Source organism: Streptomyces sp. SP17BM10 (assembly GCF_036322405.1).
Classification (GTDB): Bacteria; Actinomycetota; Actinomycetes; order Streptomycetales; family Streptomycetaceae; genus Kitasatospora.
The window spans coordinates 59,487-79,748 of the sequence record NZ_JAQYXB010000595.1 but is presented as its reverse complement, the minus strand read 5'-3'; the positions used below and the strand labels follow the sequence as shown (position 1 = coordinate 79,748).

At 71.0% G+C, this 20,262-nt stretch carries 17 protein-coding genes; 15 read left to right on the top strand and 2 right to left on the bottom strand.

The genetic code is table 11. The annotated features are described in order from the left end of the window. Positions 1 to 109: 109 nt before the first annotated feature. From zapE to PUR71_RS20595, 4 genes are all read left to right on the top strand, one after another. On the top strand, positions 110 to 1,153 hold the full coding sequence (gene zapE / locus PUR71_RS20610; RefSeq protein WP_329928629.1) for a cell division protein ZapE: 1,044 nt from the start codon (positions 110 to 112) through the stop codon (positions 1,151 to 1,153). A 36-nt stretch (positions 1,154 to 1,189) separates the two neighbouring features. After that, positions 1,190 to 3,283 (top strand): excinuclease ABC subunit UvrB, encoded by a 2,094-nt coding sequence (gene uvrB, locus PUR71_RS20605; RefSeq protein ID WP_329928525.1) that lies wholly within the window; start codon positions 1,190 to 1,192, stop codon positions 3,281 to 3,283. Positions 3,284 to 3,545: 262 nt separating this feature from the next. Continuing rightward, entirely contained in the window at positions 3,546 to 4,124 is a 579-nt protein-coding gene (locus PUR71_RS20600) for a TerD family protein (RefSeq protein WP_329928524.1), read from the top strand. 206 nt (positions 4,125 to 4,330) lie between these two features. Next, positions 4,331 to 5,314 (top strand): TerC family protein, encoded by a 984-nt coding sequence (locus PUR71_RS20595; protein WP_329928523.1) that lies wholly within the window; start codon positions 4,331 to 4,333, stop codon positions 5,312 to 5,314. A gap of 72 nt (positions 5,315 to 5,386) precedes the next feature. Here the strand turns inward: PUR71_RS20595 and PUR71_RS20590 are convergent, their stop codons facing one another. After that, entirely contained in the window at positions 5,387 to 6,040 is a 654-nt protein-coding gene (locus tag PUR71_RS20590; RefSeq protein ID WP_329928522.1) for an MBL fold metallo-hydrolase, read from the bottom strand. Positions 6,041 to 6,085: 45 nt separating this feature from the next. Continuing rightward, positions 6,086 to 6,820: a maleylpyruvate isomerase family mycothiol-dependent enzyme gene (locus tag PUR71_RS20585; protein WP_329928521.1), complete on the bottom strand. Its 735-nt coding sequence runs from the start codon at positions 6,818 to 6,820 to the stop codon at positions 6,086 to 6,088. A gap of 267 nt (positions 6,821 to 7,087) precedes the next feature. Between PUR71_RS20585 and uvrA the strand changes: the two genes are divergently transcribed. The 11 genes from uvrA to PUR71_RS20530 all read left to right on the top strand — a co-directional run bounded on the left by uvrA (position 7,088) and on the right by PUR71_RS20530 (position 20,211). Continuing rightward, positions 7,088 to 10,000 (top strand): excinuclease ABC subunit UvrA, encoded by a 2,913-nt coding sequence (uvrA, locus tag PUR71_RS20580; RefSeq protein WP_329928520.1) that lies wholly within the window; start codon positions 7,088 to 7,090, stop codon positions 9,998 to 10,000. A 96-nt stretch (positions 10,001 to 10,096) separates the two neighbouring features. After that, positions 10,097 to 10,543, top strand: a complete 447-nt coding sequence (locus PUR71_RS20575; RefSeq protein ID WP_329928519.1) for a Rieske (2Fe-2S) protein — start codon at positions 10,097 to 10,099, stop codon at positions 10,541 to 10,543. A gap of 96 nt (positions 10,544 to 10,639) precedes the next feature. Beyond that, positions 10,640 to 12,739, top strand: coding sequence for an excinuclease ABC subunit UvrC (uvrC, locus tag PUR71_RS20570; protein ID WP_329928518.1), 2,100 nt, complete (start codon positions 10,640 to 10,642; stop codon positions 12,737 to 12,739). A gap of 118 nt (positions 12,740 to 12,857) precedes the next feature. Next, on the top strand, positions 12,858 to 13,742 hold the full coding sequence (gene rapZ, locus PUR71_RS20565) for an RNase adapter RapZ (protein WP_443077500.1): 885 nt from the start codon (positions 12,858 to 12,860) through the stop codon (positions 13,740 to 13,742). Between the two features lie 63 nt (positions 13,743 to 13,805). Then, entirely contained in the window at positions 13,806 to 14,903 is a 1,098-nt protein-coding gene (locus PUR71_RS20560; RefSeq protein ID WP_443077510.1) for a gluconeogenesis factor YvcK family protein, read from the top strand. Then, positions 14,894 to 15,874 carry a DNA-binding protein WhiA gene (gene whiA, locus PUR71_RS20555; protein WP_329928517.1) on the top strand — a complete coding sequence of 327 codons (981 nt, stop codon included), beginning with the start codon at positions 14,894 to 14,896 and terminating at the stop codon, positions 15,872 to 15,874. The genes PUR71_RS20560 and whiA overlap by 10 nt, the downstream gene beginning before the upstream one ends. Positions 15,875 to 16,203: 329 nt before the next feature. Next, entirely contained in the window at positions 16,204 to 17,211 is a 1,008-nt protein-coding gene (gene gap, locus PUR71_RS20550; RefSeq protein WP_329928516.1) for a type I glyceraldehyde-3-phosphate dehydrogenase, read from the top strand. Positions 17,212 to 17,364: 153 nt separating this feature from the next. After that, entirely contained in the window at positions 17,365 to 18,567 is a 1,203-nt protein-coding gene (locus PUR71_RS20545) for a phosphoglycerate kinase (RefSeq protein WP_329928515.1), read from the top strand. Positions 18,568 to 18,572: 5 nt separating this feature from the next. Then, complete coding sequence (tpiA, locus tag PUR71_RS20540) at positions 18,573 to 19,358, top strand: triose-phosphate isomerase (protein ID WP_329928514.1); 786 nt, start codon at positions 18,573 to 18,575, stop codon at positions 19,356 to 19,358. Between the two features lie 87 nt (positions 19,359 to 19,445). Continuing rightward, positions 19,446 to 19,682 carry a preprotein translocase subunit SecG gene (secG, locus tag PUR71_RS20535; RefSeq protein ID WP_030055964.1) on the top strand — a complete coding sequence of 79 codons (237 nt, stop codon included), beginning with the start codon at positions 19,446 to 19,448 and terminating at the stop codon, positions 19,680 to 19,682. Positions 19,683 to 19,923: 241 nt separating this feature from the next. Next, on the top strand, positions 19,924 to 20,211 hold the full coding sequence (locus tag PUR71_RS20530; RefSeq protein ID WP_030308030.1) for an RNA polymerase-binding protein RbpA: 288 nt from the start codon (positions 19,924 to 19,926) through the stop codon (positions 20,209 to 20,211). The last annotated feature ends 51 nt before the right edge of the window (positions 20,212 to 20,262 follow it).

The window sequence follows — 20,262 nt, the reverse complement described above, 5'->3', positions numbered from 1 at the left end:
GCCAGTGTTCCACCGGCCGTCCCCGGCACGGGGTCAAAGGGGCCCGGGAGCAGGCGTACCCTCTACTAACGTGCCCGCAGCTCCCCGCCCCGCCACCGCGACCGAGTCCATAGCCGCCGCGCCCGCGCCCGGCTCCCCGGTCGCGCTGACCGACCGCCGCCCCGTCGTGCCCGCCGAGCGCCTGGTCGCCGAGATGGTCCCGCCGCCCCGGTTCGCCGACGTGAGCTTCGGGACGTACATCCCGGACCAGAGCCAGCCGAGCCAGTACGAGGCCGTCCAGGTCCTGGAGCAGTTCGCCGGCACCCTCGGCCGGGGAAACGGTTCCGCGCCCAAGCGCAGCTGGTTCCGCCGCAGCGCCCCCGCGCCCACCGGCCCGGCCGGCGTCTACCTCGACGGCGGCTACGGCGTCGGCAAGACCCACCTGCTCGCCTCGCTGTGGCACGCCGCCCCGGGCCCCAAGGCCTTCGGCACCTTCGTCGAGCTGACCAACCTGGTCGGCGCGCTGGGCTTCCAGCAGGCCGTCCAGACGCTGTCCGGGCACACGCTGCTGTGCATCGACGAGTTCGAGCTCGACGACCCGGGCGACACCGTCCTGGTCTCCACCCTGCTCGGACGCCTGGTCGACAACGGCGTCAAGCTCTGCGCCACCTCGAACACGCTGCCGGAGAAGCTCGGCGAGGGCCGCTTCGCCGCCGCCGACTTCCTGCGCGAGATCCAGGGCCTGTCCGCGCACTTCCGCCCGATGCGGATCGACGGCCAGGACTACCGCCACCGCGGCCTGCCGGACGCCCCGCCGCCGTACCCGGACGAGACGGTCGACGCCGTCGCCGCGCGCACCCCCGGTGCCTCCCTGGACGACTTCGACTCCCTCCTCGCCCACCTCTCCGCCGTCCACCCCAGCCGCTACGGCGCCCTGCTGGACGACGTCACCGCGGTCTGCCTGCGCGGCGTGCACCAGGTCGACGACCAGTCCACGGCGCTGCGCCTGGTCGTCCTCGCCGACCGCATGTACGACCGCGAGCTGCCGATCACCGCCTCCGGCCTGCCCTTCGACCGGGTCTTCCCGGAGGAGATGCTCCGCGGCGGCTACCGCAAGAAGTACCTGCGGGCGATCTCCCGCCTCGTCGCCCTGGCCCGGGACAGCGCGAAGTAGGCACCGCTTGTCGGTGGTGGGTCGTACGGTGGACACGTGCGACCCATCACGAGTATTGAGCGGTCAGTGGCGCCCTTCGAGGTCGTCAGTCCCTTCCAGCCCAACGGGGACCAGCCGGCGGCGATCGCCGAGCTGGAGCGGCGGATCAAGGGCGGGGAGAAGGACGTCGTCCTGCTCGGCGCCACCGGCACCGGCAAGTCGGCCACCACGGCCTGGATGATCGAGAAGCTGCAGCGGCCCACCCTGGTGATGGCGCCGAACAAGACGCTGGCCGCCCAGCTGGCCAACGAGTTCCGCGAACTGCTGCCGAACAACGCGGTCGAGTACTTCGTCTCGTACTACGACTACTACCAGCCCGAGGCGTACGTCCCGCAGACGGACACCTACATCGAGAAGGACTCCTCGATCAACGAGGAGGTCGAGCGGCTGCGGCACTCCGCCACGAACTCGCTGCTCACCCGCCGGGACGTGATCGTCGTCGCGTCCGTCTCCTGCATCTACGGCCTGGGCACGCCGCAGGAGTACGTCGACCGGATGGTGCCGCTCAAGGTCGGCCAGGAGATCGACCGGGACGTGCTGCTGCGCCGCTTCGTCGACATCCAGTACGCGCGCAACGACGTCGCCTTCACCCGTGGCACCTTCCGGGTGCGCGGCGACACCGTCGAGATCTTCCCGGTCTACGAGGAGCTCGCCGTCCGGATCGAGATGTTCGGCGACGAGATCGAGGCGCTCTACACCCTGCACCCGCTCACCGGCGAGATCATCAGCCAGGACGACTCCGTCTACGTCTTCCCCGCCTCGCACTACGTGGCCGGTCCCGAGCGCATGGAGCGGGCGGTCGCCGGCATCGAGAAGGAGCTGGAGGAGACGCTCGCCCGGCTGGAGAAGCAGGGCAAGCTGCTGGAGGCCCAGCGGCTGCGGATGCGCACCACCTACGACATCGAGATGCTGCGCCAGATCGGCACCTGCTCGGGCGTCGAGAACTACTCGATGCACTTCGACGGCCGCGAGCCCGGCTCCCCGCCGAACACGCTGCTCGACTACTTCCCCGAGGACTTCCTCCTCGTCATCGACGAGTCGCACGTCACCGTCCCGCAGATCGGCGCGATGTACGAGGGCGACGCCTCGCGCAAGCGCACGCTGGTCGAGCACGGCTTCCGCCTGCCGTCCGCGATGGACAACCGCCCGCTGAAGTGGGAGGAGTTCCTCGGCCGGATCGGCCAGACGGTGTACCTGTCGGCCACCCCGGGTGCCTACGAGCTGTCCCGCGGTGACGGTCACGTCGAGCAGATCATCCGCCCGACCGGCCTGATCGACCCCGAGGTGATCGTCAAGCCGACCGAGGGCCAGATCGACGACCTGGTGCACGAGGTCCGCAAGCGGGTCGAGCGCGACGAGCGCGTCCTGGTCACCACGCTGACCAAGAAGATGGCCGAGGACCTCACCGACTACATGCTCGGCCTGGACATCCGGGTCCGGTACCTGCACAGCGACGTGGACACCCTGCGCCGCGTCGAGCTGCTGCGCGAGCTGCGGGCCGGGCGGTACGACGTGCTGGTCGGCATCAACCTGCTCCGCGAGGGCCTCGACCTGCCCGAGGTGTCGCTGGTGGCGATCCTGGACGCGGACAAGGAGGGCTTCCTGCGCTCCGGCACCTCGCTGATCCAGACGATCGGGCGCGCCGCCCGCAACGTCTCCGGTCAGGTGCACATGTACGCGGACAGGATCACCCCCGCGATGGAGAAGGCCATCGACGAGACGAACCGTCGCCGCGCCGTCCAGCAGGCGTACAACAAGGAGCACGGGATCGACCCGCAGCCGCTGCGGAAGAAGATCGGCGACATCCTCGACACCCTCGCCCGCGAGGACGTCGACACCGACGAGCTGCTCTCCACCGGCTACCGCGGCGCCGCGGGCAAGGGCAGGGCCCCGGTGCCGATGCTGGGCGCCGAGCGCAAGCCCGCCAAGTCGATGCCGGCCGCCGAGCTGGCGGACCTGATCCAGGAGATGACCGACCGGATGCACGCGGCCGCCGCCGACCTCCAGTTCGAGGTGGCGGCCCGGCTGCGCGACGAGGTCAAGGAGCTCAAGAAGGAGCTGCGCCAGATGCGGGAGGCCGGGGTCGCCTGAGCCGCGGCCCGGTCCCGGCGCCGTCGGCGCCGGCCGGTTCGGTACCGGTCAACGCCGACGGTGTCTCAGCCTTGCCACAAACCGGCGAACGCTTGGGGTTCGCGGGTGCCGCAGGCCCTAGGCTTGCCTGCGGCACCCGCGCTCCCGGGACGGAGTGGCGGGCCGGAAGACGAGGGGGCCTCAGCCGGGGGACGGCGACGGGGTGTTCCAGCAGGGAGCCGCGCGCGGACCGGGCGCGCGGCCGGGCAGAGAGGACAACGTCGTGTCGGTGAGCCTTGCCAAGGGCCAGAAGGTCAGCCTCCAGAAGGGCTCGGGCGGCGAGCTCACCGTGGTCCGGATGGGCCTCGGCTGGCAGGCCGCGCCCAAACGGGGCCTGTTCGGCACCCGCACCCGGAAGATCGACCTGGACGCCTCGGCCCTGCTCTACGCCGAGCGGACGCCCTCCGACGTCGTGTTCTTCCAGCACCTGGAGTCCACCGACGGCTCGATCCGGCACACCGGGGACAACCTGGAGGGCGGCTCGGGCACGGACGACGACGAGGCGATCCTGGTCGACCTGCTGCGCGTGCCGACGCAGATCACCCAGGTCGTCTTCACGGTGAGCTCCTACACCGGCCAGACCTTCGCCGAGGTCCGGAACGCGCACTGCCGCCTGGTGGACGAGACGACCGGGATGGAGCTGGCCCGCTACGAACTCGCCGGGGGAGGGCCGCACACCGGCCAGATCATGGCGAAGGTGTTCCGCGACGGCTCCGGCGGCTGGGCGATGCAGGCGATCGGCGCTCCGGCCCGCGGCCGGACCTTCCAGGACCTGCTCCCGGCGATCGAGCCGTTCCTCTGACGTCGCATCCTTTACCTTCTTTACCTTCCCTTGCCTCCTCTGTTACTCTCGACGGCAGCGGAGGGGAGTATTCCCCCGCAGTCGTCCCCGTCATCACGGGCGCCCCGTCGCGGCGCCCCGGGGCGCTGGTCCCCGGCTGAGTCCCGTGGGCGGAAGAGACCTCCGGCAGTGACGACCTGTCTCGCCTAGCTGCCGGAGGAGCAGTAATGGACGTTTCCGTAGCCATGTGGGTCACCACGGTCGGTGTGCTGATCGCACTGATCGTGGCGGACTTCTTCATCGGCGGGAGAAAGCCGCACGAGGTCTCGATCAAGGAGGCCGGGATCTGGACCGCGGTCTGGGTCGTGCTGGCGGGGCTCTTCGGCGGCTTCCTGTGGTGGCACTCCGGCGCGCAGCCGGCGGGCGAGTTCTTCGCCGGCTACATCACCGAGAAGTCGCTCAGCGTCGACAACCTCTTCGTGTTCATCCTGATCATGGGCAAGTTCGCGGTGCCCAGGATCTACCAGCAGCGCGTGCTGATGTTCGGCGTGATCATCGCGCTGGTGCTGCGGGCGATCTTCATCGCCGGTGGCGCAGCCCTGGTGACGCAGTTCTCCTGGGTGTTCTTCATCTTCGGCGGCTTCCTGATCTGGACCGCCTGGAAGCTGATCAAGGAGGCCCGGGCCGGCGAGGAGGAGGACGAGTTCGAGGAGAACCGCCTGCTCAAGTCCATCGAGCGGCGTTTCCCGTCGACCGACAAGTACCACGGCACCAAGCTCCTCGTCCGGGAGAACGGCCGCCGGCTGATGACCCCGATGCTGATCGTCATGCTGGCGATCGGCACGACCGACGTGCTGTTCGCGCTGGACTCGATTCCGGCCATCTTCGGCCTGACCCAGGACCCGTACATCGTGTTCACCGCCAACGCCTTCGCGCTGATGGGCCTGCGCCAGCTGTACTTCCTGATCGGCGGCCTGCTGAAGAAGCTGGTCCACCTGAGCTACGGCCTCTCGGTGATCCTCGGCTTCATCGGCGTGAAGCTGGTCCTGCACGCCGCTCACGAGGCCGGCGCGCACGTGCCGGAGATCGGCATCCCGTTCTCGCTGGGCTTCATCGTGGTCGTGCTGGCGGTCACCACGGTGACCAGCCTGATGGCCTCGAAGAAGCAGCAGGAGCAGGCCGGGCGCGAGCCCGAGAAGCTCGACGCCTGACCCCCCGCACGCACGCCAGGAGCCCCCGGGACGCCGTCCCGGGGGCTCCTGGCCGTTCGGCGCCCGACGGGCCTACCAGCCGCGCTCGCGCCACTCCTCCAGGTGCGGGCGCTCGGCGCCGAGGGTGGTGTCGTTGCCGTGGCCGGGGTAGACCCAGGTCTCGTCCGGGAGGACGTCGAAGAGCTTCTCGTTGACGTCCCGGAAGAGCGTCCGGAAGGCCTCCGGGTCCCCCCAGGTGTTGCCGACGCCGCCCGGGAAGAGGCAGTCGCCGGTGAACACGTGCGGGTGGCCCTGGGGGTCGTCGTAGATCAGCACGATCGCGCCCGGGGTGTGCCCGACCAGGTGCCGGACGGTGAGTTCGACGTCGCCGACCCGCAGCCTGTCGCCGTCGGCGAGCAGCAGCTCGGTGGGCACGTCGATGCCCTCGGCGTCGTGCTCGCCGGCGGCGGTGCGGGCGCCGGTGGTGGCGACCACCTCGGCCAGCGCGCCCCAGTGGTCGTGGTGCCGGTGGGTGGTGACCACGGTTTCGAGGTCGTCCCCGACGGTCTCCAGCAGCACCGGGGCGTCGGCGGCCGCGTCGATCAGCAGCTGCTCGTCGGTGGCGCGGCAGCGCAGCAGGTAGGCGTTGTTGTCGTACGGGCCGACGGCCACCTTGGTGATGATCAGGTGGGCCAGCTCGCGCACGTCCGGGGGCCCGCCGACCTTGACCGCTCCGTGGTACGTCATCCGTCCGCTCCTCGTCGTGTCGGTTCTGGGATCATCCTCGCCCCGTCAGCCCAGCGGGGGAAGCCGGGGGAGCGCGATGTCGGGGGTGTGCTTCAGGTCGGCGCCGTCGGAGCGGCCGGAGAGCCAGGCGAGCAGGGCGCGGACCGGGCCCCGGACGGTCAGGGCGGGCTCGCCGGTGCCGATCAGACCGAGGTCGCCGGTGTCCTCGGCGACCAGTTCGACGGCGGGCAGGTCGGTGCCGTGCAGCGTGACGGCGAGCTTGTGGAACTCGGTGACCGCGAAGACCTCCGGCCACCGCTGGGGGCCGTAGCCGGCGTCCAGGTCGACCAGGTGGTACTCCAGCTCGCCGAGGCGCTTCCAGACGAGGTCGCAGGCCGGGAAGACCGCGCCGGAGCGGTGGCGCACCTCGGCGGCCCAGTCCTCGTCGGTCATCAGCCCGGCGGCCGCGGCGAAGCGCTCGTGCGACTCGCGCAGGTCGGCGAGCTGCTCGTCCAGCGGGCGGCCGGCACCGTCCTCGATGCCCTGGTCGCGGGCCTGCTCGCTGGCGTACTGCGGGATGTCGGTGCCGGTGCGGGCGCCGGTCAGCAGGTTGACCAGGGAGTCGGCGTTGCGGGAGAGGTGGGCCAGTACGTGGCCGCGGGTCCAGCCGGGGAGCGCGGAGGGCTCGGCGACGGCCTCGGGCAACAGCGCGGAGACGCTCTGCAGCATGCCGCGGGTGCTCTCCTCGACCAGGCTCAGCCACCGGGCGGCGACGGAGGCTGCGGACTGCGGGTCGGTCATCGAATCTGCCTTCTCTGCGGAACGGCGCGTTGCCCGGACAGGGCTTCGCTCGTTGACCAGGCGACGCTACCGCCGACTCCGGGGCCTGAGCAGGGCCTTTTCGCGTTCGGGTACGGACGGCCCCGGGGCGGCCCTCACTCGTTCGGGTGGACTCGGGTGGACAAAGTCGAGATTCGAACGTCTGAGCTATAGGCTGGCTGCCGCATCCTGGAAGAAGAACACCTCACACCGCAAGCCCTCTCGCCCCGGAGAAAGGCGCCAGAAGCAGTGGCCGACCGCCTCATCGTCCGCGGTGCTCGCGAGCACAACCTCAAGAACGTCTCGCTCGACCTGCCCCGCGACTCCCTCATCGTCTTCACGGGCCTCTCCGGCTCCGGCAAGTCCTCGCTCGCCTTCGACACGATCTTCGCCGAGGGCCAGCGCCGCTACGTCGAGTCGTTGTCCTCGTACGCCCGCCAGTTCCTCGGGCAGATGGACAAGCCCGACGTGGACTTCATCGAGGGCCTCTCCCCGGCCGTCTCGATCGACCAGAAGTCCACCAACCGCAACCCCCGTTCCACCGTCGGCACCATCACCGAGGTCTACGACTACCTGCGCCTGCTGTTCGCCCGGATCGGCAAGCCGCACTGCCCGCACTGCGGCCGCGCCATCGCCAAGCAGTCGCCGCAGGCGATCGTCGACAAGGTGCTGGAACTCCCCGAGGGCACCCGGTTCCAGGTGCTCAGCCCGGTGGTACGCGAGCGCAAGGGCGAGTTCGTCGACCTCTTCGCCGACCTCCAGTCCAAGGGCTACTCGCGCGCCCGGGTGGACGGCGGTACGGTCCAGCTCGCCGAGCCGCCGAAGCTCAAGAAGCAGGAGAAGCACACCGTCGAGGTGGTCATCGACCGCCTGACCGTCAAGGAGAGCGCCAAGCGGCGGCTCACCGACTCGGTGGAGACGGCCCTGCGGCTGGCCGGCGGCATGGTCGTGCTCGACTTCGTCGACCTCCCGGAGGACGACCCGGAGCGCGAGCGCATGTACTCCGAGCACCTCTACTGCCCGTACGACGACGTGTCGTTCGAGGAGCTGGAGCCGCGCTCGTTCTCGTTCAACTCGCCGTTCGGAGCCTGCCCGGACTGCTCGGGCCTGGGCAACCGGATGGAGGTCGACCCGGAGCTGGTCGTGCCGGACCCGGAGCGCTCGCTCGACGAGGGCGCCATCCACCCGTGGTCGGCCGGCCACGCCAAGGAGTACTTCCAGCGCCTGATCGACGCGCTCGCCCAGGAGCTGGGCTTCCGCACCGACATCCCGTGGGCCGGGCTGCCGGCCCGCGCCAAGAAGGCGCTGCTGTACGGCCACAAGCACCAGGTCGAGGTGCGCTACCGCAACCGCTTCGGCCGCGAGCGCTCCTACAGCACGGGCTTCGAGGGCGCCGTCCCGTTCATCCAGCGCCGGCACACCGAGGCGGAGAGCGACAGCAGCCGCGAGCGCTTCGAGGGCTACATGCGCGAGGTGCCCTGCCCGACCTGCCAGGGCACCCGGCTCAAGCCGGTCGTGCTCGCGGTCACCGTCCAGGACCGGTCGATCGCCGACGTCTCCTCGATGTCGATCAGCGACTGCGCCGAGTTCCTGGGCGCGATGAAGCTGAGCGCCCGGGACAAGCAGATCGCCGAGCGCGTCCTCAAGGAGGTCAACGAGCGACTGCGCTTCCTGGTCGACGTCGGCCTGGACTACCTCTCGCTCGACCGCGCGGCCGGCACCCTGTCCGGCGGCGAGGCCCAGCGGATCCGGCTGGCCACCCAGATCGGCTCCGGCCTGGTCGGCGTGCTCTACGTGCTGGACGAGCCGTCCATCGGCCTGCACCAGCGGGACAACCACCGGCTGATCGAGACACTGGTGCGTCTGCGCGACATCGGCAACACCCTGATCGTCGTCGAGCACGACGAGGACACCATCAAGACGGCGGACTGGGTGGTCGACATCGGCCCGGGCGCCGGCGAGCACGGCGGCACGGTGGTGCACTCCGGTTCGCTGAAGCAGCTGCTCGCCAACAAGGAGTCGCTGACCGGCCAGTACCTGTCCGGCAAGCGGTCGATCCCGATCCCGGCGGCCCGCCGCGAGCGGGACAGGAAGCGCCAGCTGACCGTCCACGGCGCCCGCGAGCACAACCTCAAGGACGTCACGGTCGGTTTCCCGCTCGGCACCTTCACCGCGATCACCGGCGTGTCCGGCTCCGGCAAGTCGACGCTGGTCAACGACATCCTCTACACCCACCTCGCCCGGGAGCTGAACGGCGCCCGCAGCGTGCCGGGCCGGCACACCCGGATCACCGGCACCGACCTGGTGGACAAGGTGGTGCACGTCGACCAGTCGCCGATCGGGCGCACCCCGCGCTCCAACCCGGCCACCTACACCGGGGTGTTCGACCACGTCCGCCGGCTCTTCGCGGAGACGCAGGAGGCCAAGGTCCGCGGCTACCTGCCCGGCCGGTTCTCCTTCAACGTCAAGGGCGGGCGCTGCGAGAACTGCTCCGGTGACGGCACCATCAAGATCGAGATGAACTTCCTGCCGGACGTCTACGTGCCGTGCGAGGTCTGCCACGGCGCCCGGTACAACCGGGAGACGCTGGAGGTGCACTACAAGGGCAAGTCCATCGCCGAGGTGCTGGACATGCCGATCGAGGAGGCGCTGGCCTTCTTCGAGGCCGTCCCGGCGATCGCCCGCCACCTCCGGACGCTCAACGACGTCGGCCTCGGCTACGTCCGGCTCGGCCAGTCCGCGCCGACGCTCTCCGGCGGCGAGGCGCAGCGCGTCAAGCTCGCCTCGGAGTTGCAGAAGCGCTCCACCGGGCGGACGGTCTACGTGCTCGACGAGCCCACCACCGGCCTGCACTTCGAGGACATCAGCAAGCTGATCAAGGTGCTCACCGGGCTGGTCGAGAAGGGCAACACGGTGATCGTCATCGAGCACAACCTCGATGTGATCAAGACTGCCGACTGGATCGTCGACATGGGCCCCGAGGGCGGCTCCGGCGGTGGCACGGTGGTCGCCGAGGGCACCCCGGAGCAGATCGCCGCGGTGTCGGAGAGCCACACCGGCAAGTTCCTCCGGGACATCCTCCCGGGCGACTTCGCGGACGCCCCGGTCGCCGCCCCGGCGAAGCGGGCGCCGCGCAAGCGCGCCGCCGCCGCGAAGAAGTAACGCACGCGCGCACGGCCGCTCCCACCCGGAGCGGCCGTGTTCGCGCCGCATAGACTTCCGTGGTCCCACGCCGCACCCACCCGCAGGAGCGCACCGATGTCCGAGGCCCCCGAGAGCACCCCCGCCACCTCCCGCCGCACCCTGCTGTGCGGCGCCGCGGCCGTCCTGGCGGCGGCCGGCGGCACCGTGGCGCTCACCGGCTGCGGCTCGTCCGCGGGTTCGTCCGGTTCCGGTGCCGCCCCCAAGGGCCCGGTGGACCTCGGCCCGGCCTCGGCGGTGCCGGAGGGCGGCGGCAAGGTCTTCCGCGAGCAGAAGATCGTCGTCACCCAGCCGACCGCCGGGCAGTACAAGGCGTTCAGCGCCAAGTGCACCCACGCGGGCTGCATCGTCGACCAGGTGAAGAACCAGCAGATCCAGTGCCCCTGCCACGGCAGCAAGTTCGCCATCGCCGACGGCGCCGTGGCGGACGGCCCGGCCCCCTCCCCGCTGCCCGCCTACACCGTCACGGTCGAGGCCGGCAACCTCAAGGTGACCCCGAGCTGACGCAGTTGACCCCCGCCGAACAGACCCCCGCCGCGCCGGCGTCCGCCGAACGGATCACCCCTCCGCACCCCCGGCCCCACTCGGTACGGTGGACCCATGGCTGACCCGAGCACCTACCGCCCGGCCCCGGGCGCGATTCCGACCTCACCGGGCGTCTACAGGTTCCGCGACGCCCACGGCCGGGTCATCTACGTCGGCAAGGCCAAGAGCCTGCGCCCGCGCCTGTCGTCCTACTTCCAGGACCTCGCCGGGCTGCACCCGCGCACCGCGACCATGGTCACCACCGCCGCGTCGGTCGAGTGGACGGTGGTGGCCACCGAGGTCGAGGCGCTCCAGCTGGAGTACTCCTGGATCAAGGAGTTCGACCCGCGGTTCAACGTCAAGTACCGCGACGACAAGAGCTATCCCGAGCTCGCGGTCACCCTCAACGAGGAGTACCCGCGCGTCCAGGTGATGCGCGGCGCGCACAAGAAGGGCGTGCGCTACTTCGGCCCGTACGGGCACGCGTGGGCGATCCGCGAGACGGTCGACCTGCTGCTGCGCGTCTTCCCCGTGCGCACCTGCTCCAACGGCGTGTTCAAGCGCGCCCAGCAGGTCGGCCGGCCCTGTCTGCTCGGTTACATCGGCAAGTGCGCCGCGCCCTGCGTCGGCAAGGTCACCGCGGACGAACACCGCGCGCTGGCCGAGGACTTCTGCGACTTCATGGCCGGGCGCACCGGCAACTACCTGCGCCGCCTGGAGGACCAGATGCAGGAGGCCGCCGCGGAGATGGAGTACGAGAAGGCGGCCCGCCTGCGGGACGACATCGGCGCCCTCAAGCGCGCGATGGAGAAGAACGCCATCGTGCTCGCCGACGCCACCGACGCCGACCTCCTGGCCCTCGCCGAGGACGAACTGGAGGCCGCCGTCCAGATCTTCCACGTGCGCGGCGGCCGGGTCCGCGGCCAGCGCGGCTGGGTCACCGACAAGGTCGAGGACGTCGACACCGCGGGCCTGGTCGAGCACGCCCTCCAGCAGCTCTACGGCGGCGGCAGCGAGAGCGTCCCGCGCGAGGTGCTCGTCCCGGCCCTGCCCGAGCCGGACGGGCCGGTCCGGGAGTGGCTGAGCGGCCTGCGCGGAGCCCAGGTCGACCTGCGCGTCCCGCAGCGCGGCGACAAGAAGGACCTGATGGCCACCGTGCAGCGCAACGCCCAACAGGCGCTGGCCCTGCACAAGACCAAGCGCGCCTCCGACCTCACCACCCGCAGCCGCGCCCTCCAGGAGATCGCCGACGCGCTGGAGCTGGACTCCGTCCCGCTGCGCATCGAGTGCTTCGACATCTCCCACCTCCAGGGCGAGGACGTGGTCGCGTCGATGGTCGTCTTCGAGGACGGCCTGGCCCGCAAGAGCGAGTACCGGCGCTTCCAGATCAAGGGCTTCGCCGGCCAGGACGACGTCCGCTCGATGCACGAGGTGATCGGCCGCCGCTTCCGCCGCTACCTCCAGGAGCGCGAGCAGACCGGCGAGTGGGCCGTCCCCGAGGAGGACGACCCGGGCGCCGCGACCGAGGACGGCCTGCACGGCGACGACGGCCTGCACAGCGACGACGGCCTGCACAGCGACGACGGGCTGCGCAACGACGACGGCCGACCGCGCCGCTTCGCGTACCCGCCGCAGCTGCTCGTCGTCGACGGCGGCCGCCCCCAGGTCGCCGCCGCCAAGCGGGCCCTGGACGAACTCGGCATCGACGACGTCGCCCTGTGCGGCCTCGCCAAGCGCCTGGAGGAGGTCTGGCTGCCGGGCGAGGACGACCCCGTCGTCCTGCCGCGCAGCAGCGAGGGCCTCTACCTGCTCCAGCGCGTGCGCGACGAGGCCCACCGCTTCGCGATCGGCTACCAGCGCAGCAAGCGTTCCAAGCGACTCACCGCCGGGGAACTGGACTCCGTCCCGGGCCTCGGCGAGACTCGCCGCCAGGCGCTGCTCAAGCACTTCGGCTCGCTGAAGAGGCTCCGGGCCGCCACCGTCGACGAACTCTGCGCCGTACCCGGCATCGGACGCCGCACGGCGGAGACTGTTGCGGCGGCGTTGTCCTCCCGTACACCCGCCGCACCCGCGGTCAACACCGCGACCGGCGAGATCATCGAGGACGGGACCGACCGGGCCACCGCGCCGGTGGCCGCAGCACCCACGACCGCACCATCCCAGGAGACGCCATGACGGCCGACGCCGCCCGTCAGCCGGCGCGCCCGGCCGCCGACCGCCCGGGCGGACCGGCGCCGTACGGCCGCGCCATGCGCGTGCTCCCCAGCAGAAAGACCGAGAGCGGGGAACCGAAGTGACCGTGTCAGACGTGGCCGAGAACGTCCCGGAGCTGGTGATCATCTCCGGCATGTCCGGAGCCGGCCGCTCCACCGCGGCCAAGTGCCTGGAGGACCTCGGCTGGTTCGTGGTGGACAACCTGCCGCCGGCCCTCATCCCGACCATGGTCGACCTCGGGGCCCGCTCCCAGGGCAACGTGGCCAGGATCGGCGCCGTCGTGGACGTCCGCGGCCGCCAGTTCTTCGACGACCTGCTCACCTCGCTCGACGAGTTGGAGAAGCGCGGCGTCCGGCTCCAGGTCGTCTTCCTGGACTCCTCCGACGAGGCGCTGGTCCGCCGCTTCGAGAGCGTGCGCCGCCCGCACCCCCTCCAGGCCGACGGCCGGATCGTCGACGGCATCGCCCTGGAGCGCGACCTGCTGCGCGACCTGCGCGGCGAGGCCGACCTGGTGATCGACACCTCCAACCTCAACGTGCACCAGCTGCGCGCCAAGCTCGACGCCCAGTTCGCCGACCACGACGAGCCCGAGCTGCGCGCCACCGTGATGTCCTTCGGCTTCAAGTACGGCCTGCCGGTCGACGCCGACCTCGTGGTGGACTGCCGCTTCCTGCCCAACCCGCACTGGGTGCCCGAGCTGCGGGCCCGCACCGGCACCGACTCCGACGTCGCCGACTACGTGTTCCAGCAGCCCGGCGCCAACGAGTTCCTCGACGGCTACGCCGAGCTGCTGCGCATCGTCACGGAGGGGTACCGCAGGGAGGGGAAGCGCTACATGACGCTTGCCGTAGGCTGCACCGGTGGCAAGCACCGCAGCGTCGCGATGTCCGAGCGCCTGACCAAGCGCCTCATCGCCGACGGCGTCGAAACGGTGCTGGTCCACCGAGACATGGGACGGGAGTAACCGCCGCCTCCTCGCCGGGCCGCCGGCCGGGCGGCCGCGGGCGACGAGGAACGCGAGGTGGGTGTGACGGGATACGTGCCCGGACGGCAGCCGCACCACAAGAACGGCGACCGGAGCGGGGTCCCCGCGAGGACCCCGGCCCCCAGCAAGCCGCGCAGCAGCCCCGCCCGGGCCAACCCGGCCCCCCGGATCACCGCCCTCGGCGGCGGCCAGGGCCTGTCCGCGTCGCTGTCGGCCCTGCGCCGGCTCACCAGTGATCTGACCGCCGTGGTCACCGTCGCCGACGACGGCGGCTCCAGCGGGCGGCTGCGCGCCGAACTCGGCGTGCTGCCCCCGGGCGACCTGCGCAAGGCCCTGGCGGCGCTGTGCGGGGACGACGACTGGGGCCGCACCTGGTCCGAGGTGATCCAGCAGCGCTTCACCGGCAGCGGGGACCTCGGCGGGCACGCCGTGGGCAACCTGCTGATCGTCGCGCTGTGGGAGAAGCTCGGCGACCCGGTCGCCGCGCTGGACTGGGTCGGCCGGCTGCTGAACGTCCAGGGCCGGGTGCTGCCGATGTCGGCGGTGCCGCTGGACATCGAGGCCACCGTCCGCGGCCACGACCCGGAGCACCCCGGCGCGGTCACGGCCGTCCGCGGCCAGGCCAGCGTCGCCGTCACGCCGGGCACCGTGCAGTCGATCCGGCTGGTGCCGGAGGAGCCGCCGGCCGTCCCGGAGGCCGTCGCCGCCGTGCGCGAGGCGGACTGGGTGGTGCTCGGGCCGGGATCCTGGTTCACCAGCGTCCTGCCGCACCTGCTGGTGCCCGACCTCGCCAAGGCCCTGGTCGAGACCCGCGCCCGCCGCCTGCTCACCCTGAACCTGGCCCCCCAGCCCGGCGAGACCGAGGGCTTCACGCCGCAGCGCCACCTGGAGGTCATCGCCGACCACGCCCCGGGGCTCGCCGTGGATGCGATCCTGGTGGACGAGCGGGCCGTCACCGGCGGCGCCTTCGGCCAGGCCGACCTGGACGGTCTGGAGAAGGCCGCCGAGCGGATGGGCGCGGCCCTGGTGCTCGGCCGGGTGGCCCGCACCGACGGCACCCCGCGACACGACCCGGAGCTGTTGGCGGCAGCGTACGACCGGATTTTCCGGACACATGGAAGGATCGGGCCATGGCGATGACTCCAGCGGTGAAGGACGAGATCAGCCGGCTCCCGGTCACCCGGGCCTGCTGCCGCAAGGCGGAGGTGTCGGCGATCCTGCGGTTCGCAGGCGGGCTGCACATCGTGAGCGGCCGGATCGTGATCGAGGCCGAGCTCGACACGGGGGCGGCCGCGCGGCGCCTGCGCAAGGACCTGCTGGAGATCTTCGGGCACTCCTCCGACCTCGTCGTGATGGCCCCCGGCGGGCTGCGCCGCGGCAGCCGCTTCGTCGTGCGCGTGGTCAAGGACGGCGAACTGCTCGCTCGCCAGACCGGCCTCGTCGACGGCCGCGGGCGCCCGATCCGGGGCCTGCCCCCGGCGGTCGTCTCCGGGGCCACCTGCGACGCCGAGGCGGCCTGGCGCGGGGCCTTCCTCGCGCACGGCTCCCTCACCGAGCCCGGCCGCTCGTCGTCGCTGGAGATCACCTGCCCCGGTTCCGAGGCGGCCCTCGCCCTCGTCGGCGCCGCCCGCCGGCTCGGCATCCCCGCCAAGGCCCGCGAGGTGCGCGGGGTGGACCGGGTCGTCATCCGGGACGGTGACGCGATCGGCGCGCTGCTGACGCGCCTGGGCGCGCACGAGTCGGTGCTCGCCTGGGAGGAGCGCCGGATGCGCCGCGAGGTCCGGGCCACCGCCAACCGCCTCGCCAACTTCGACGACGCCAACCTGCGCCGCTCGGCCCGCGCCGCGGTCGCGGCCGGCGCCCGGGTGGCCCGCGCGCTGGAGATCCTCGGCGACGAGGTGCCCGAGCACCTGGCCGCGGCCGGCCAGCTGCGGATGCAGCACAAGCAGGCCTCGCTGGAGGAGCTCGGCGCACTCGCCGACCCGCCGCTGACCAAGGACGCGGTGGCCGGCCGGATCCGCCGCCTGCTGGCGATGGCCGACAAGCGGGCCTGTGAACTCGGCCTGCCGAGCACCGAGGCGAACCTCACCGACGAGATGGCGCTCAACTGACGACCTGACGACCACGGTTCGTGACCGATTCGCGGCCGGTGTCCGGATTCCGGGCACCGGCCGCCGTCGTGTCCGGACGCCTTCGCGCGCCGGTGCGGTCCGATCCCGGCTTGGCAAATTGGTAGAGACCACTTGACCGGGGCCAACTGCCCGCAGGGCCAAGGACGGAAGGCCTGAAATGGGGTTTGGGCCGCGCCACGCCAAGTCTCGCGAATCGGTGCGATGTGCCCTCCCAGGCCCCGGAGGGGTAGGGTCATAGGCGGTCGGGGACTTCCCAAATCTCACCCCCGTCGGCTTAGCTCCGGCGTACCTAACGAGGAGATCGGTTCGTGACGATCCGGGTAGGCATCAACGGATTCGGCCGCATCGGCCGCAACTTCTTCCGCGCGGTCAAGGCCCAGGGCGCGGACATCGAGATCGTCGGTGTCAACGACCTGACTGACACGAAGACCCTGGCTCACCTGCTCAAGTACGACACCACCCTGGGCACCTTCCCGGGCGAGGTCTCGCACACCGAGGACAGCATCACCGTCGACGGCCACACCTTCAAGGTGACGGCCGAGCGCGACCCGGCGAACCTGCCGTGGGCCGCCCTGGGCGCCGACATCGTCGTCGAGTCCACCGGCATCTTCACCAAGGCCGAGGCCGCGAAGAAGCACCTCACCGCCGGCGCGAAGAAGGTCATCATCTCGGCGCCCGCCACCGACGAGGACGTCACCATCGTCCTGGGTGTCAACGACGAGAAGTACGACGCCGCCAACCACCACGTCATCTCCAACGCCTCGTGCACCACCAACTGCGTGGCGCCGATGGCCAAGGTGCTGAACGAGAGCTTCGGCATCGTCAAGGGTCTGATGACCACCGTCCACGCGTTCACCAACGACCAGGTGACCCTGGACTTCCCGCACAAGGACCTGCGCCGTGCTCGTGCGGCCTCGCAGAACATCATCCCGACCTCGACGGGTGCCGCCAAGGCGACCGCCCTGGTCCTGCCGGAGCTCAAGGGCAAGCTGGACGGCACCTCGCTGCGCGTCCCGGTCCCGACCGGCTCCATCACCGACCTGGTCGTCACGCTGGAGCGCGAGGTGACCAAGGACGAGGTCAACGCCGCCTTCCAGAAGGCCGCGCAGGAGGGCCCGCTCAAGGGCATCCTGGCCTACACCGAGGACCCGATCGTCTCCTCGGACATCGTCAACGACCCGGCCTCCTGCATCTTCGACTCGCAGCTCACCATGGTCCAGGGCAACCAGGTCAAGGTGCTCGGCTGGTACGACAACGAGTGGGGCTACTCGAACCGCGTCGTCGACCTGGTCACCCTCGTCGGTGGCCGGCTCTGACGCAGTGGGAGCTGACGTGATGTGAGGGCGAGGGCCCGGACGGCGCAGGATGCCGACCGGGCCCTCGTTCTGCGTACAAGAACCTTCTGGGCGGCCCCTGCGCCGTGCCGCCCCTCTGCGCATCCACCATCTCCCCAGGAGACCGAAGAACCCGTGAAGACCATCGAAGACCTCGACGTCGCCGGCAAGCGCGTCTTCGTCCGCGCCGACCTGAACGTGCCGCTGGACGGCGCCACGATCACCGACGACGGCCGCATCCGCGCGGTCGCGCCGACCATCGCCAAGCTCCTGGAGCGCGGCGCGAAGGTCGTCGTCGCCTCCCACCTCGGCCGCCCGAAGGGTGAGCCGGACCCGAAGTTCTCCCTCGCTCCGGTGGCCGTGCGCCTCGGCGAGATCCTCGGCAAGGACGTCGCCTTCGCCACCGACACGGTGGGCGAGGGCGCCGCGGCCGCCGTCGCGGGCCTGGCCGACGGCCAGGTCGCGCTGCTGGAGAACCTGCGCTTCAACGCCGGCGAGACCAGCAAGGACGACGCCGAGCGCAAGGCCTTCGCCGAGCGGCTGGCCGCCCTGGCCGACCTGTACGTCGGCGACGGCTTCGGCGCGGTGCACCGCAAGCACGCCTCGGTGTTCGACCTCCCGGCCCTGCTGCCGCACGCGGCCGGCGACCTGATCGCCACCGAGGTCGGCGTGCTGAAGAAGCTCACCGACGAGGTCGCGCGGCCGTACGTCGTCGTGCTCGGCGGCGCCAAGGTGTCCGACAAGCTGGGCGTGATCGACAACCTGCTGAAGAAGGCCGACCGCATCCTGATCGGCGGCGGCATGGCCTACACCTTCCTCAAGGCCCAGGGCCACGAGGTCGGCATCTCGCTGCTGCAGGAGGACCAGATCCAGGTCTGCCTGAACTACCTGGCCGAGGCCGAGAAGCGGGGCGTCGAGTTCGTCCTGCCGGTCGACGTCCTGGTGTCGGCCGACTTCCCGGACCTCAAGGGCAAGACCCCGGCCACCTTCGACCTCGTCGCCTCGGACGCCATCCCGGCCGACAAGGAGGGCCTGGACATCGGCCCGAAGACCCGCGAGCTGTACGCGGAGAAGCTGGCCGACGCCGGGACGGTGTTCTGGAACGGCCCGATGGGCGTCTTCGAGCACCCCGACTACGCCAACGGCACCAAGGCCGTCGCGCAGGCGCTGCTCGACAGCCCCGGCTTCACCGTGGTCGGCGGCGGCGACTCCGCCGCAGCCGTCCGCATCCTGGGCTTCGACGAGAACGCCTTTGGACACATCTCGACCGGCGGTGGCGCGAGCCTGGAGTACCTGGAGGGCAAGCAGCTCCCGGGTCTCACCGCCCTGGAAGGCTGAACGCAATGACCGAACGTCTCCCGCTCATGGCGGGCAACTGGAAGATGAACCTCAACCACCTCGAGGCCATCCAGCACACCCAGAAGCTCGCCTTCACCCTGAACGACAAGGACTACGCGGCCGTCGAGGTCGCCGTCCTGACCCCGTTCACCGACCTGCGCTCGGTGCAGACGCTGGTCGAGACGGACAAGCTGAAGATCAAGTACGGTTCGCAGGACATCTCGCAGCACGACTCCGGCGCCTACACCGGCGAGGTCTCCGGCCCGATGCTGGCCAAGCTCCGCTGCACCTACGCGGTGATCGGCCACTCGGAGCGCCGCCAGTACCACGCCGAGACCGACGAGATCGTCAACGCCAAGGTCAAGGCCGCCTACCGGGCCGGGATCACCCCGATCCTGTGCATCGGCGAGCCGCTGGAGGTCCGCAAGGCCGGCACCCACGTCGAGCACACGCTCGCCCAGCTGGACGGTGGCCTCAAGGACGTCCCGGCCGAGCAGGCCGAGACCGTCGTGATCGCCTACGAGCCGGTCTGGGCGATCGGCACCGGCGAGGTGGCCACCCCGGAGGACGCGCAGGAGGTCTGCGCCGCCATCCGCCAGCGGATCGCCGAGCTGTACGACGGCGCGCTGGCCGACAAGGTCCGTGTGCTGTACGGCGGTTCGGTCAAGTCGTCGAGCGCGGCCGGCCTGATGGCCAAGCCCGACATCGACGGCGGCCTGATCGGCGGTGCCTCGCTGGACGCTGCGGAGTTCGCCAAGATCGTGCGTTACCGTGACCAGGCAGTAGGCTAACGCCGCCGCAGCAACGTAGGCTTTGGGGCCGGACCGCCGGAAGCGGCCCGGCCCCTTCGCCGAAGATACGAGAGAGTTGGTCCCGTCGTGGTTCTCGGGTTCTCGATTGCCCTGATCATCTTCAGCCTGCTGATGATCCTTCTCGTGCTGCTGCACAAGGGGAAGGGCGGCGGTCTGTCCGACATGTTCGGCGGTGGCGCGATGTCCACCGGCGGCGGCTCCGCGGTGGCCGAGCGCAACCTCGACCGCATCACGATCGTGGTCGGCCTGGGCTGGTTCGCCTGCATCATCGTGCTGGGCCTGCTGCTCAAGTACAAGGGCTAGGACCGGTCGAAGACCTCTGCTGGTAACGGAGCCCGCACAAGCCTGACGCCCCGTCGCCCGAGCGCCTATCCTGGGACGGTCGGGGGGCGGAGGCGATGGTGGTGCACCCTTAACTCCTGCTTACACTAGGACGACTTTCGCCACCGACGCGCACCGCGGCGGGTCGGCGTACCAGCACGCAGGGAGTCAGACCGTGGCAAGTGGCAACGCCATCCGTGGCAGCAGGGTCGGAGCGGGCCCGATGGGTGAGGCGGAGCGCGGCGAGTCCGCCCCGCGCAACCGGATCTCCTTCTGGTGTGCCAACAAGCATGAGACCCGTCCCAGCTTCGCCGCCGAAGCCGTCATCCCGGACACCTGGGACTGCCCGCGCTGTGGCTTCCCGGCCGGCCAGGACGAGCACAACCCGCCCGCCCCCTCGCGCAACGAGCCGTACAAGACCCACCTCGCCTACGTCCGCGAGCGGCGCACCGACGCCGACGGCGAGGCGATCCTCGCCGAGGCGCTGGCCAAGCTGCGCGGCGAGATCTGAGCCGCAAGACCCGAAGGGCGCCACCGTCAACGACGGTGGCGCCCTTCGGCG

What these genes read in the sequence shown, in the direction of transcription:
- uvrC (WP_329928518.1), top strand. Translation starts at nt 10,640, where the DNA reads ATGGCTGACCCGAGCACCTACCGCCCGGCCCCGGGCGCGATTCCGACC.
- PUR71_RS20595 (WP_329928523.1), top strand. Translation starts at nt 4,331, where the DNA reads ATGGACGTTTCCGTAGCCATGTGGGTCACCACGGTCGGTGTGCTGATC.
- whiA (WP_329928517.1), top strand. Translation starts at nt 14,894, where the DNA reads ATGGCGATGACTCCAGCGGTGAAGGACGAGATCAGCCGGCTCCCGGTC.
- tpiA (WP_329928514.1), top strand. Translation starts at nt 18,573, where the DNA reads ATGACCGAACGTCTCCCGCTCATGGCGGGCAACTGGAAGATGAACCTC.
- PUR71_RS20585 (WP_329928521.1), bottom strand. Translation starts at nt 6,820, where the DNA reads ATGACCGACCCGCAGTCCGCAGCCTCCGTCGCCGCCCGGTGGCTGAGC.
- PUR71_RS20530 (WP_030308030.1), top strand. Translation starts at nt 19,924, where the DNA reads ATGGGTGAGGCGGAGCGCGGCGAGTCCGCCCCGCGCAACCGGATCTCC.
- PUR71_RS20575 (WP_329928519.1), top strand. Translation starts at nt 10,097, where the DNA reads ATGTCCGAGGCCCCCGAGAGCACCCCCGCCACCTCCCGCCGCACCCTG.
- PUR71_RS20590 (WP_329928522.1), bottom strand. Translation starts at nt 6,040, where the DNA reads ATGACGTACCACGGAGCGGTCAAGGTCGGCGGGCCCCCGGACGTGCGC.